The 14,164-nt window shown below is 51.2% G+C and carries 11 protein-coding genes; 5 read left to right on the forward strand and 6 right to left on the reverse strand.

The annotated features are described in order from the left end of the window. Positions 1 to 22 precede the first annotated feature (22 nt). Positions 23 to 1,477 (forward strand): sigma-54 interaction domain-containing protein, encoded by a 1,455-nt coding sequence (locus tag ACEVJK_RS03825; RefSeq protein WP_374739991.1) that lies wholly within the window; start codon positions 23 to 25, stop codon positions 1,475 to 1,477. Between the two features lie 1,914 nt (positions 1,478 to 3,391). Here the strand turns inward: ACEVJK_RS03825 and ACEVJK_RS03830 are convergent. From ACEVJK_RS03830 to ACEVJK_RS03855, 6 genes are all read right to left on the reverse strand, one after another. Further along, positions 3,392 to 4,777 carry an acetamidase/formamidase family protein gene (locus tag ACEVJK_RS03830; RefSeq protein ID WP_374739992.1) on the reverse strand — a complete coding sequence of 462 codons (1,386 nt, stop codon included), beginning with the start codon at positions 4,775 to 4,777 and terminating at the stop codon, positions 3,392 to 3,394. A 105-nt stretch (positions 4,778 to 4,882) separates the two neighbouring features. Continuing rightward, entirely contained in the window at positions 4,883 to 5,659 is a 777-nt protein-coding gene (locus tag ACEVJK_RS03835) for a fumarylacetoacetate hydrolase family protein (protein ID WP_374739993.1), read from the reverse strand. 71 nt (positions 5,660 to 5,730) lie between these two features. Next, on the reverse strand, positions 5,731 to 6,117 hold the full coding sequence (locus tag ACEVJK_RS03840) for a cupin domain-containing protein (RefSeq protein ID WP_240286719.1): 387 nt from the start codon (positions 6,115 to 6,117) through the stop codon (positions 5,731 to 5,733). A gap of 18 nt (positions 6,118 to 6,135) precedes the next feature. After that, the gene (locus tag ACEVJK_RS03845; protein WP_240286717.1) at positions 6,136 to 6,510 is read right to left on the reverse strand and encodes a cupin domain-containing protein; all 375 of its coding nucleotides are present in this window, start codon (positions 6,508 to 6,510) and stop codon (positions 6,136 to 6,138) included. Between the two features lie 22 nt (positions 6,511 to 6,532). Beyond that, positions 6,533 to 7,513: an L-lactate dehydrogenase gene (locus ACEVJK_RS03850; protein ID WP_374739994.1), complete on the reverse strand. Its 981-nt coding sequence runs from the start codon at positions 7,511 to 7,513 to the stop codon at positions 6,533 to 6,535. 37 nt (positions 7,514 to 7,550) lie between these two features. After that, positions 7,551 to 9,206 carry a M20/M25/M40 family metallo-hydrolase gene (locus ACEVJK_RS03855; protein ID WP_374739995.1) on the reverse strand — a complete coding sequence of 552 codons (1,656 nt, stop codon included), beginning with the start codon at positions 9,204 to 9,206 and terminating at the stop codon, positions 7,551 to 7,553. Positions 9,207 to 9,840: 634 nt separating this feature from the next. Here ACEVJK_RS03855 and ACEVJK_RS03860 point away from each other — a divergent pair. The 4 genes from ACEVJK_RS03860 (at position 9,841) to larA (ending at position 14,159) form a co-directional block, all read left to right on the forward strand. Further along, positions 9,841 to 10,896 carry a TRAP transporter substrate-binding protein gene (locus ACEVJK_RS03860; protein WP_374739996.1) on the forward strand — a complete coding sequence of 352 codons (1,056 nt, stop codon included), beginning with the start codon at positions 9,841 to 9,843 and terminating at the stop codon, positions 10,894 to 10,896. Between the two features lie 141 nt (positions 10,897 to 11,037). Continuing rightward, positions 11,038 to 11,547, forward strand: a complete 510-nt coding sequence (locus ACEVJK_RS03865) for a TRAP transporter small permease (RefSeq protein WP_240286709.1) — start codon at positions 11,038 to 11,040, stop codon at positions 11,545 to 11,547. Next, a complete protein-coding gene (locus ACEVJK_RS03870; protein WP_240286707.1) occupies positions 11,547 to 12,833 on the forward strand; it encodes a TRAP transporter large permease in 1,287 nt (428 codons plus the stop codon). Before ACEVJK_RS03865 ends, ACEVJK_RS03870 begins: the two co-directional genes overlap by 1 nt. A gap of 36 nt (positions 12,834 to 12,869) precedes the next feature. Beyond that, positions 12,870 to 14,159, forward strand: coding sequence for a nickel-dependent lactate racemase (gene larA / locus ACEVJK_RS03875; protein ID WP_240286705.1), 1,290 nt, complete (start codon positions 12,870 to 12,872; stop codon positions 14,157 to 14,159). Positions 14,160 to 14,164 lie beyond the last annotated feature (5 nt).

Consider the following 14,164-nt stretch of genomic DNA (forward strand, 5'->3'; position numbering starts at 1 on the left):
ATTATTTCGCGGAGGAATTGCCATGGACGAAAATAGGCCACTTGGTCCAGACCAGGAAATGATCTCCTATATCTATAAAGCCATCATGGACTGGTCAGGGGACGGCTTTTTGGTAATAGACGAAAACGGGAAAATTATTGACATCAACCAGACCTATGTTCTGAAACTGGAGGGTACCAATGGTTTGAAGCGGGAGGATATCATTGGGATGAACGTTTTGGACTATATCCCCACCTCCCTGCTTCCAGATTTTATCCACGTGAATAAACCCATTCATGACGTGGACGTCCAGCAGAAAATTGCGGATAAGTTTCTAAATAATACTAAAGAGCAGTATCTGATCTCAACCCGTGCCACTATTTATTCTCCTAAGCGGGGTGTGCTGGGAGCTGTAGCCCAGGTAAAGTTCTATGACCAGGTGATCCGCCTGAACAACCAGCTAAAGCAGGTCAAGCAGGAACTGGACTACTATAAAAATGAGCTAATCCATGTCTCCAAAAGTAGTCAAAAAACCCCCAATGACAGCTTGACCTCCATTGTAGGCACTAGCGATGCCATTACGTTGACCAAGGGAGAGATCGTAAAGGTGGCTTCCATGGACTTCAGCGTCCTGGTCCTGGGCGAGACGGGGACGGGTAAGGAGCTGGTGGCGGCCGCCATCCACAATGCCAGCAGCCGGAAAAACGGTCCTTTTATCAAGCTCAACTGCTCGGCGATTCCCGCAGAACTCTTTGAGAGCGAACTGTTCGGCTATGAAGCCGGTGCCTTCACAGGCGCATTAAAAAAAGGGAAAAAAGGCAAGCTTGAACAGGCGAACGGCGGCACCATCTTTCTGGACGAGATCGGCGATATGCCCATGTCCATGCAAGCCAAACTGCTGCGCGTGCTGCAGGAGCGGGAGGTGGATGTGGTTGGAGGTTCCAAGCCCAAACCTATTGATGTACGCATTATCTCCGCAACCAATAAGGACCTCCAAACCTGCATCAAGAACAAGACCTTCCGCAGTGATCTGTACTTCCGTCTGAATGTCATATGTATCCACGTTCCCGCCCTGAGAGAGCGCAAGGGTGACATCCCCCTGCTGGCTGAGTACTTTCTGAACCGCCTAAACACCCAGTATCAGACAAACACCCGATTCGGCAATATGGTTCTAGATCTGCTGGAAGACTATGGCTGGCCCGGCAATGTTCGGGAGCTGATCAACGTTGTTGAGCGTATGTATGCCTATGCCGAAGCTGGAATCATCGAGACCATCCATGTACCTTTTCTCCTGCAGCATGGCACCCACAACCGCCATTTCAGCAAAGGGACACTAAATGAGCAGATGGATCATGTGGAACGTTCGATCCTCTTAACTGCGCTGGAGGCCAACCAATACAACTGCAAACGCACTGCCGATTTTCTTGGGATTCACCGATCAACGCTGTACAAAAAGATGGACCACCACGGAATCTCACGCTTGGCCTCCGACCTGTAACTTGCTTTGTCTTTTCTCTTTCCCTGTGCAAAATCTTAATACGGGAGATGCTCTTTTGGCCACAGCGCTGGGATCTCTATGGGTCCCGCCACTACTCCAAAGGGAGTATATTATTCTCCTGATTTATTCTATAACAAATACTATCAATAGACACCGTCTTTAGGAATGGCTATCCTAGTACAAGGGCCGCACGTACGGACATACCACCACTGAGACTGCTAGGGACCGCCTTTTCCTTTCCAGTCGCCTCCCGGACCCAGTCCATCACATTTGGGGTAAAACCGTGAGTGATCGTGAGTTTCTTCATCCAGAGGTAAAGCGGCATAGACCATTATCAGTTGGACCTACACAGTACGGCATTCTGGATACTATGTAAGATGGTCTACCAGCACCTGGTCCGGGTGTTTTTCAGAGAAAACACTATAACGATGTAACTATTCTCCCATATTGGTCCATCTTCTGCTATGACGAATTTCGGTCAGTAAATCATATTTTTTCATGATTGGCAATACAGTTTTGGGATTATGGTAGATTCCTTTGGATGCCAATGCCTAGTATATTCTTTGATATCCATATGCACTATGGCTGCGTTGTGATGAATCAAGCCAGGGCTCGTGTCCGTCTTACGCAATCTATGAACATAATCATAGTAACCGTTTCTCAATACGCCAAAGAAGTGACAAATAACAGATATGGGATGCCCCTAACAATGGCAATAAATTACGATACTTTACCGGTAGACTCACATCTTTTCGGTACTTGTACCCAGCTAATATTTTTGCTGGTCTCCTGCTTTGACCCTTTTGTATTCTTTGAACCGCCTTTTTCCATTCTCCCTTGAGAAGATTATGTGTCGGTCGCCCTCCTGCTAAATCCAACTTTTTTCTATCTTTTGAGAACTTTTTTCTTCCGTCAGCTTTACTTCCATATCCGGCAACAATGCTTGAGTTCTATATATCTTTGTTTTTTATAGAAAATCCCCCTGATGTATTTATTTTCCTACATCAGGGGGATTTTCTCTATTGTCCGTTTTTAACGGACCTGTTCAGCGCCAGAAGGAGACTTTGCTCAATTGAATTGCCAAATGTAAATTCTATTCACCGATTTCGATTTTTATCTATTGCAGGAGTAGCGCCCACCTCCGCTCTATGCGCAATTCAATTAAAGCAGGGCAAACAGGCAGATTCAAGTACCAGTGGTATCCTTATGCGAAAGGTGTACATACGTTCAAAAGTGCTCAGATCACCGTTGCAGACGCACTTGTGGACGGTGATATTATCCAACTCAAACATGCGGTGAGCAACAGGCTTGCTAGTATCGGGAGACAGGGACTCTATGCTGCAGAAGCTGATCTTCTTCTCCATCAGGTACTCTCGCTTTAGGAGTTATATAGGGCCTACATCACCGGTAAAGTCCACAGGGTTTGACTTACAGATACTAAGGTGCTGGCCTCCCGAATCCACCTTACATCATAGATCAGAGCGGTAGCCACTAGGCCGAAGGCAGTGTAGATGTAGCCACCGTCGATATAGGAAGCCACGCCTATACGCAGAATCTAAGTGCTGCCATCTTTGATAATATGGCTTTTCTTCTCCGCCCATGGTTAGAGTGGACTGGACGCTGCCATTTTTAGCGGTCACAGTCTTGGTGGCACCGTACCAAGTCATGTCGCAAAACCCAACTGCCATGAAGAACAGGAAGGAGGGGCATTGTGGATCTTCGGCCCCACATCGGTAAAAGCGACTTCATTCCCGTTGACCTTCATATTGAAGTCTCCCTTTCTGCTGTCAGCGAAAGTAAAGAATGTCATGGACACGAGAAGCGCCGTACGCAGAAGTGTGGAAGGAAATTTCTTGATTCAGTCTTTCTCCTTTAAAACAAATTTTTCTAAGCCAGATCAGCACTAGCCTGCGATCACAAGTCGAACTTGTAGCCGTTCTGTTCCAGCAGCTCCAGGGAAAACTCCACGCGGGCGCCCATCAGGGTGTCAACGATCTGGTTGACGCGCACGTTACTGGCGATGGAGATCAGGTTGGCGGCATCGTTCTTGGAGAAGCCGGCCACCTGGGTCAGAAAGGCATGGGTATCATTGATGGCGTTCATGATGGCCTCGTCCATGGTGGGGGCATGGCCCATGATGATCAGTTTGCCGCCTTCAACGGCCATAGGGTACTGGATGGGCAACTCAACGCCCTTGATGACATCCAGCTTCAGTGTCACAAAACCAGGGATCTCGATGCCCATACCGGATGCCTCACCATCTCCCATGCAGGCATGCAGGTCGCCGGTATTGATCAATGCACCGTCCACGTTGGCCTTCAGGTACAAAACAGTGCCTTCCTTTATCCGGGTGCAATCCATGTTGCCGCCGAAGGTGTCGGGGTCTAGTGAGTAAGCGGGGCTGCGCTCAACAGTAGGGGCCACAGAAATGCAGCCCACCATGGGGGCCAATTCGAGAACCAAGCCAGTGTCGTCCATATAGGCTTTTCCATCCTTTATGTAGAAGGACTGGCAGATATCCTCCGGAGCCAAGTGATACAGCTTCAGGAAATCAGCGCCCTGATACATATGACCCTCATCGGCCAGTTCAATCTTCTGGATCTCGATGCGGATGATGTCACCAGCCTTGGCCTCCTCAATGTACACAGGGCCGGAAACGGGGTTGTAGTCGGCAGTGGTGTGGGGGTACTGATCTTTGACTGCGGCATAGGGGGTCTCGCGTCCGGTCAGCAGGCCGCGCCAAGCATCATCGGTCTCGAACCGGACGACAGAGCCGCTGGGGACGGTCAGAACGGGATCCATGTCGTAGGACAGGTAGGACATGCCGCCCTCCTTGGAGACAAAGTAGTCGGGGGCGGTGTTGATCTTGAGTACGTTGAGGCCGTTCACGTCCCACTCCACGATATAGTCCAGTGCGTCAGCGATCAGGTCTGCAGAGATATAGGTGCTGCCATTGTCAATGTAAGGGGCCTCGTCGGCAATGACGGTTTTAGTGGTACCGTCCTTGGTGATAGAGACAGCCTTGTCACCGATGGTCAGGACCACCTTGACACCGCCACCTTGGGCGGTCACTGTTCTGGCGGTGCCGTTCCAGCTGATGTTGTCAAGACCTAGCTGCTTGAACACTGTAACAAGGGGGAGGAAGGCTTGATCGCCGAGGAGCTGAGGCTCGGCCTTTTCGAAGGCGACGGTTTTGCCGTTGACCCGGACTTCATAGTTGGCGTCGTAGCCGGCGAAGGTGGAGACAGTCATGGTTATGACTATAGCCGCGCACAAAAGCACGGAAAATGTTTTCTTCAAAAGTCTTCCCTCCTAATTATTTCTTTTGAAAATTCAAATGAAAATACGCACCGGGCAATCAAGAATGGAAATGGACACAAAAATCAGTCCCGCCTAGACTGCCTATTACATGTGGACCTTAGGATCGTATACTGTGTTGACCAGCCGTTCCCCCATCCCCTCAATTTCAATTTCCACCACGTCGCCGTCCTTCATGGGCTGGACATTGTAGGGGGTGCCGGTCATAATGATATCGCCGGGGTAGAAGGTGATCACCTGGGACAGATAGGACAGCAGAACGCTGGGTTTGAACACTGTCTTGGAGGTATAGTCCTCCTGCATCTTTTCGCCGTTGAGGTAAGTACGAACGATAGTGTCGTCCGGATCAATCTCAGTGTCGATGAATGGGCCAATAGGGGCAAAGGTGTCAAAGGATTTACCGTAAGTCAGCTGGAAGGGCCACTTCATCAAATCGCGTTCAGTTACATCATTGCACGCCGTCACACCCAAGATGCTGTTCTTCGCCTCCTCAGGGGTGGCTCTCTTTACCACATTCTTAATGACAATGCCCAACTCGCCCTCGTAATCCACTCGGGTGGCTTCCTCGGGAATCACTACGTTCTCCCCATTGGCAATGGCACAGGTAATGGGCTTCATAAAGGTGGAGGGGCGGTCAGGAATCTCCATCCCCAGCTCCTTGATATGGGCCACATAGTTGGCACCGATGCAGAAAATCTTGGTGGGTTCACAGGGAACAAGCAGTTTTACATCCTTTCGGGCAAAGGTTTCGCCGTTTTTCTTGTACTCTCCCATCATAGAACCCTCAATCTGGTGGATAATTTCTCCTTCCAAAATTCCATAGGCGGCTTCCACTCCAGGAGCCTGAAAACGAACCCATTTCATAATATAATCCTTCCTTTCTTTCACGAAGCCTCCGAAGGACGCTCCCCTCCGGATGTCAAAACAATGTTCAATCAGTCGCCCCAGTTGTGTCCTAGATCCCGGACCTTCTTGCTGGCGATGCGGTAATCCTCATAGGGGAGAAACATATCCACCACACTGGCAGTAGCGTTCCCGCTTGTGAAGGCACCGTGGACTACATCCCCGTATACGATGCCAAAGCAGCCCTCATTCAGGATGTGCTCCTTTCCCTCAATGATGACGCGGGCCTTCCCCCGGCGCACATAGCACAACTGCTCGGCGGCGTGGGTGTGGTCGCCTCGTCCAATCTCAGGGGGCATCTCCCAGTTCTGCATAGTTGCCAGCGGGGTGGCCTGGAAAATCACAGAGCGGGCTCCATTGGGGGCGTCGACCCACTCCTGCTCTTCGATGTCAAAAAACAGCGGTTTTTTCTCATTCATGTTCATAGCTCCTCTCTTTTACCAGTTGTGTCCGCGGTCAGCAATTTTGGGGCTCTCAGGCAGGGCATCCCACGCAGGCAGGTAATAGCGCACGTTCACTGCGGTGGTGCCGTTGTGGTTTTTTACCGAATAGGGTGTGTTAGCGGGAATCCAGCACCACACGCCGTCGTTGACGGTGTATATCTTTCCATCAATGATGTAGTCGCAGATGCCGTGCTCACACAGCACCAAGATTTCGGAGGGAGCACACACCTCAGCGGTGGTCTGGCCCCGGTTGATCTCGTAGTACTGAACGGTAGCCTTTTCAGATGCCTGGAATACACAGTAGCGGACTCCTTTGCTCTCCTGTGTCCATTGTGCCTCTTCGATGTCAAACACTCTTCCTTTGCTCATTGCAGCTTTCCTCCTTATATGTTTAGTGGTTTTCAGGATCAACACATGCGGCCTCGATGTCTGCGGCCTTGCGCACGTTGTTGCGCACGCTCTCACAGGACGCATGGAAGTGGTCCAGTTCGTCCTTTGGCAGGTTCAGCTCCAGAATCTCCTCCACACCCTCGCGGCACACGATTGCGGGGGTGCTGACATAGACGCCGGATTCACCGTACTGGCCGTCCAGCATGACAGAGATGGGCATGGGTACCTTGGCGTCGTTAAAAATGTTGCGCACAAGGTCGGCGGCGGCGGAGGTAACAGAGAAGTCGATACCATGCTTGACGAACCACACCTTGTAGCCGGAGGCGCGGACCTCCTCCTCAATCTTGGTTTTGTCCAGGTTCTTAAAGCGGGGACTGCTCTTCTCTAGCTCAACCAGGGGCTTCAGCCCGACTGTGGTATGAGACCAGCACGGGAACTGAGCGTTTCCATGTTCACCCAGCACAAAGCCGTTGATGGCGGTGGAATTCAGGCCAACCTCGCGAGCCAAAATGGAGCGGAAGCGGGCAGAGTCCAGACTGGTGCCGGTGCCAATCACACGGCAACTGTCCAGGCCGGATTCGCGCCAGATGACCTGGGTCACTGCGTCGCAGGGGTTGGTAATGTTGATAATAATGCCATTAAAGCCAGCCTTCATCAAGCGAGGAATGGCATTTTTTACTTCCTTGATGCTGTTAACCAATTCGGCGTCGCGTAGGGCGACCTTGGGAATCTCACGGGCCAGGGCGATGATAACGATATCACAAACGGCCAGATCCTCAATACCCCCGGTGGAGATGTCGATCCGGTGGGGGAAATATACCGCAGAGTCGGTTAGGTCCTTAGCCTGAGCCTCTGCCAGCTCTTGGTTGGTGTCGCACAGAATCAGCTCGTCCGCAATCCCTTGTATGGCGATGTTGTACGCACAATGAGAACCAACATGGCTGACACCCACAATACCGACTTTTCTTGCCTGATTACCCATAACAGATACCTCTTTCTTTTATATAATTTGGGGGGCCTTACTTGATCAGATATCGCTCCAATGCGGCAAAAATAATGCTGGGGAGCTTACCGAAGGTATACGGCAGGTTTACTCGCTCAGTCCACTTGTGGCCGTCCTTTCCATAGCAACCGAAGGAGAATGCTGGTACATTCATAGCTTTGATTTTGTCAAAGGGGACATTGTAAACGGTGCCATAGCCGGGGAAATTACCAATCAACTTCTCAATGGAGGTGTCGTCGTCGTCAATCTTCAGATAGCTGCTGTCAGACAACACAGGAAAGAACTGCATCAGCTTCACATTCTCCCCCATGACCTCACCCATCTCATCCAGCATAGCCCGCACATCATCCACCAAAATTTTCTCCTCGGGTACGCTCTGTTTCATGGTGTTCCGAGGGCAGTAGGGTGGGGCCAAGAATATCACAGTGGTGGGAACAGTGATGTGGCACAGTTCAAACAGGCGCTCCACAATCATCAGGGACATCTCCCGGCGGTCGGTGTCCTTGGCCAACTCCCGGTCAGTAATCTGCTTTACCTCGTCGGCCACGTTGGGGCACTCCTTTTCCGCCATGGAATACAGCTCGCTGTACTCCAGCACCTGGGTGGGATATTTGATGGAATGATAGGTGTCGCCGCTGCGCTCGCAGTAACGCCTGAACTGAGTGTCCGTGTGCTCATTGACAAAGTCCATGGCCTGCTGGGCTACACTGCGCAGCCGGTCCATGATGACCGTCATGGACTCGTTGTGGATAAAATAGTTGAAGTACATAAAACAGGCCTCAGGAGAGGTGACGTTGTAAGAAGGTTTCAAGTCCCGGCTGCGCAGGGACAGCGGAGGGCCGGGCAACTCGCCATTGTATTCGTCAGCAAAATCGGCCCTCAACTCCATCTGGCGCATAATCTCAGAGGCGGCCAGCGTGACGCTGAATCCCTCATAGGCGTGTCCCACATGTGTAGGTAGACCGTGAATGTAGAAGCAGGGCAGGATCTTGCCCACCGCACCGGCGTGAAAATACTTGTGATTGTCGCCGGGATAGGCCGGTGAAAAAAAGTCGGTATTGATGGATAGAAGGTAGTTGAGCTGCTCGTTCTTCCTCCAGTCCAGCAACACATCCAAGGAGTCCATGATACCGTAGTGCTGGTTCTCCTCCACGGGGTTGAGCATGTAGACGATATTGCCGTCAAACCGGTCTAGATGCTCGGTGAAGTACTTGGTGATGCACATGAGGATGGCGTCACCGCACTTCATATCACAAGCGCCTCGTCCAAACATCCAGTCGCCGGAGTCAATGTCCTCCAACACCTCGGGGTCGTCGGTCAGGGCTTTGATCTTCTCGGGCAGAGCGTCATAGTCAAAGGCATACTCTTTCAAAGAGCCATAACCGTCAATGTCCACGGTGTCGCAGTGCCCCTGAAGAATCAGGGTGTCCTTGCAGTCGCTGCGAGTTCCTTTTACCAGCGCTAGGATATTGATACGGTGAATAGGGTCGTTTTTCACTTCCTGTACCACCAGTTGCTCTGGGAACTCCTGGAAATAGGGCAGTTCAGCCAGCCAGTCCCGTACATATTCGGCTAAGTGACGCTCGCCTTCTGTACCGTTCAGGCTGGGAATCTTCACCAGCTTTTTGGTAAGTTCCAGAGATTCCTCATAAAAATAATTTTTTTCCAGCATTCATTTCTATGACGCAGACTTTGTTTAGGCCGCGTCAGCCTCCTCTCATTCGAAAATAAAATTCTGTAATATGTGACTGCATTCTATACATGTAAATACGAGCAAATTTCATGCCAACTATTTTTCGGTATGGCCGCACTCTTTACCCCTCTCCGCAAAGGTATCTTCTTCTGACACTATTTAAAATCATACATATTATTCTAAAAATAGCCTCTCCATGTGTTGATTTTTTGTTCAGCACATCCAATCGCCTCCATTTCAAGACATGTCTATATTTTGAGACACCAAAATCAGCAGTTAAATAACAGATTTCCAAGCCTTCATTTTTTTCTGTCTCTAAAAATCGACACTTTTGTCGTTTCCATCACTTCCAACCCAGCAAATCACAGAATTTTAAAGCAAAAATATTTTGTTTTATGTCAAAATTGCCGGTCCGCGGTTGTGCTGACCCGCTTAATTAAATCAATTTTCATGCTTTTTCTAGTTTTTGAATCTTAATCTCCTTTTTATATTTCCATTTTTATTCTTTTGGCATGATATTTGCTTCATTAAAAATATAGCGCACACATTTTTGCCTGTGTGTTCGTATAGCCGCCACAGACGCATCCACATTACAAAATAGGAGGTATATTGTATGAAAAAGAAACTCTTAGCCCTGACCCTCGCCCTTGCCATGTCTCTGCCCTTGGTGGCCTGCGGTGAAGACGCCCCTTCCAGCACCACCGGCAACAACGCTTCTTCCAGCGCCTCCACCGGAGATCCCATCATTATGAAGGTCGCCGGTACCTTTAATGACGAGTCCTTCATGGGTATTTATCTTCACGAATACTTCAAACCCTACGTCGAGGAGCACTCCAACGGCCGTATCTCCGTCGAGATTTACACCAACTCTGTGCTGGGCAGCGACCGTGAACTGGTGGAAGGCATGCAGATGAACACCATCCAGGCCGCCGTTTCCCCCGTGAACGTTATCGCCAACTTCAATATGCCCAAGCTAAACGCAATCTCCATGCCCTACCTGTTCCAGAGCCGTGAGGACGCCTATGAACAACTAGACGGCGAGTTTGGCGCTTACATGGCCGAGGGTTTGCCTGAGACTGTAGGCATCCGCTCTCTGCGCTGGGGCGAGAGTGCCATTCGCTGCCTTTCCTCTAACGTGCGCCCCATCCTGACTCCCGCCGACTGTAAGGGCCAGAAATTCCGCGTCATGGAGGCTGCCATCGACATGGCCATCATAGAGGCTCTTGGTGGTTCCCCCACCCCCATGGCTTTCAATGAACTGTACACCGGCTTACAGCAGGGTACTGTTGACGGCCAGGACAACGGGCTGGTCATGACCTACAGTATGAAGTTCCATGAGGTCCAGAAGTACTATACTGTTTCTGAGCAGTATTTCCTGGCCAATGGATTTATCGTGTCCGAGATTTTCTGGCAGAGCCTGCCCGATGACCTGAAGCAGGTCGTACAGGACGGTGCCGACTACGCTATGGAGAAGGGCCGCGAGATTGTGGTGCAGCAGGAGGCCGAGTTTACCCCTATTATGGAGGAGGCCGGTATGGAGATTACCTATCTGACTGATGAGCAGAAGGCCGCCTTTAAGGAAGCCACTTCCACCGTGTGGGATCGCATCGATGAACTGGTGCAGGACGAGAAGGCTATTGAAATGGCCGAGACTTTGTATGCCCGCTGATTTTTCCTTCAGAAACTAATATTTGATTAGCACATAAGTGCATCTAATAACAGGGGGCTGCCAATTGGCAGATTACTCCACGCTGAATGGCAGCCCCATTTCCATCGCTCCTATTTCAGAGGAGACAAGAGGGGTTTCAATATGTTGAAAAAAATATGGTACCACTTGGAGGAGTTCATTCTTCTCCCCATTCTAGTTTTTCAGCTTGGCCTGATCTTTGTCCAGGTTGTCCTGCGTTACGGATTCAGCTACTCTCTTTCCTGGTCGGAAGAATTGGCCCGCTATCTGTTCGTCTGGCTGATGTGGCTGGGCGTAAGCTATGCTGCCCGCAACCGCACTCACCTGAGGGTCACTATGATTCGAGATAAGCTGCCCACCAAGGTCGGCGCCGCCCTGGAGCTGATCGTTACCCTGGTGTGGCTCGCCTTTGGCATTTGGGTTGTATATAAAGGCATTCAGATGGTGCAATCTATCCTACAGTTTAAGCAGGTTTCCGCCGCCCTGAAGCTACCCATGCAGTATGCTTACGCCGGCGTACCTGTTGGCGCCAGTCTGATGTGTCTGCGCCTCATTGAGAATCTGTACCACGACTACATATCTCCCATGACCTGCCGCAAGGCGGTTCCCGCAGATAAGGAGGCCGAAGCATAATGGAATCCGTTTTGATCTGTGTTGTTATCGTATTTGTCTGTTTAATGCTCAGTCTCCCCATTGGTGTGTCTCTGGGCCTGGGCACCGCGGTAGCTATGGCCACCGCTGCCACCACCCCCACGATCCTAGTGGCTCAGAAGGCATTCTCAGGTCTTGACTCCTTTCCCCTGATGGCTGTTCCTTTCTTCATGCTCGCCGGCAACCTGATGACTACCGGCGGTATTGCCCGCCGCATCGTGCATGTGGCCGACCTGTTGGTAGGTAAGGTCACCGGAGGTCTGGGCATGGCCACCATCGCCGCATGTATGTTCTTCGCCGCTATCTCCGGATCCGCTCAGGCCACTGTGTCCGCCATGGGTGCTATGATGCTGCCCGAGATGGAGAAGCGAGGCTATGATAAGGCCTTTGCCACCGGCCTGACCGCCACTGCGGGCACCATCGGTGTCATCATTCCTCCGTCCATCCCCTTCGTCATATACGGTGTGGCCACCGGTGCTTCCATCAGCCACCTGTTTATTGCCGGATTTGTCCCCGGCTTTCTAATTGGTGGTGCCCTCATGGCCGTGTGCTACTACTTCTCCAAAAAAAATGGCTATAAGGGCAGCACCGAGAATAGCGCAACCGGCAAGAGTGCTACTCAGATCATATTTAGCGCCATTCCCGCCCTCTTGGCCCCCGTCATCATCCTGGGCGGTATTTACGGCGGTGTGTTCACCCCGACTGAGGCTGCTGTCGTCGCCACCGTTTACTCCATCATCGTAGGTATCTTCGTTTACCATGAGTTAACTTGGCAGTCCTTCCTAGACTCCCTGCGGGCCACCGCCGACATGTGCGGTCTGACCGCTCTGGCTCTAGGCTTCTCCATGTCCTTTGCCAACTTCCTGGCCATGCAGCAGATTCCCCAGAAGCTAGCTTCCTGGATGACTGCTACCTTCAGCGAGGGCTGGATGGTCCTGGCCTTCATCCTCGTAATCCTGCTTATTGTAGGCTGTTTCGTGGACAACATATCTTCTTGCTTGATCCTGGCCCCCGTTCTGTTGCCCGTAGTTAAGGCCTACGGCATTGGCGATGTCCACTTTGGCATCATCATGACCGTGGCTCTGGCCATCGGTTTCGTAACCCCACCTTACGGCTGCAACCTGTTCACCGCCTCTGCCATCGCCAAGCTATCCATTGAGCGGATTGCCAAGGCGGCTATTCCTTTCATCATAGCCATGTTCATCTGCCTGCTACTGATTACCTATATTGAGCCCATCTGTATGACGATGGTGCGCATGCTGGGCTAATTGCTTCCTGCGGATAGAACAAGAAAGAAGTCTGCTATGAATCAGAAATATATCACCGTTGACATTCCATCTTCTAAAAAAAACTACCCTCTCCGCATTCCTGACAATGGTCGTGTGATGGTTGCCAGCACGCCTGAGTTCCACGATCTCCCCGATCAGAAGGATCTGGTCAGGGAGGCCCTGGATAATCCCATCGGAACTTCCCGAATCGAAGAGATGGTCAAACCAGGAAACAAGATTTGCATCATCAGTGACGACGTGACCCGGCCTACCCCGGTTTACCTAGTATTGGAAGAACTTCTTCCCCGGTTACTGAACGCTGGAATTGAAAAGAAGGATATCTGCTTCGTCATGGCTTTAGGTAGCCACCGCCGCATGACCCGCGAAGAGATGGCGATCAAGTTGGGACAGAACATTGTGGATGAGTACACCGTGTTCAACTCTGAGTTCAGCGACCCCGAGCTGCTGGTCGAGGTGGGTACCAGCCAGATGGGCACTCCTATCCGGGTATTCAAGCCGGCTATGGAGGCCGATTTTCGCATTGCCATCGGCAACATTATCCCACATGGCTGCATGGGCTGGTCCGGCGGTGCCAAAATCCTGTATCCCGGCATTACCTCGGAGGATATCGTGTCCGAATTTCATGTAATGCAGGGCTTTCAAGACGGCATCGTGTATGGCATGGACAACTGCCCGGTGCGGCTGGCTGTGGAGGAGTGGACCAAGAACATCGGTCTGCATTTTATCATCAACACCTCCCTCACTGGCGAATTCAAAATCTATAAGGTCGTAGCGGGAGACTATGTTCAGGCCCATCGCACCGGTGTAGAAAACAGCAAAAAGACGCTGGGCGTTCCCATCAAGTGCCGCCCCAATATTGTGGTGACTTCCTCCTACCCCACCGATCAGGATATGTGGCAATGCACTAAGGGTATATATGGCGGCGGCCGCGTTATCTCTGAGGGAGGCACTATAATTGTTCTAGCCCCCTGCGTGGAGGGTGTTGGCCCTCACAAAACGTTTCCGACCAATTTGGGCCTACTCAATGGCGTTCCGATACTTCAGGCGCGTATCGACGCCAAGGAGACCGGAGAAGATCTGCTGTCCATGGCCGTTGGCGTTAGCATCGCCAAGCTCCATAAATACTGTACCGTCCACTGGCTAACCAACGGCTGTTCCGAGGAGGAGGTCAAGCCCAGTAAGTTTATCTGGCACCGAGAAGACGATATTCAGGCTGTCTTTGACCAAGTCTACGCCCAGTACGAGGATCCTGATGTACTGATCATCCCAATCGGCGGCGAGACGCTCCCATATCTGGTAGAGTAAGGCCG

Origin of the sequence: Flintibacter sp. P01028, assembly GCF_041925235.1 — a bacterium.
In the GTDB taxonomy this organism is placed as follows: Bacteria; Bacillota; Clostridia; order Oscillospirales; family Oscillospiraceae; genus Lawsonibacter; species Lawsonibacter aceti.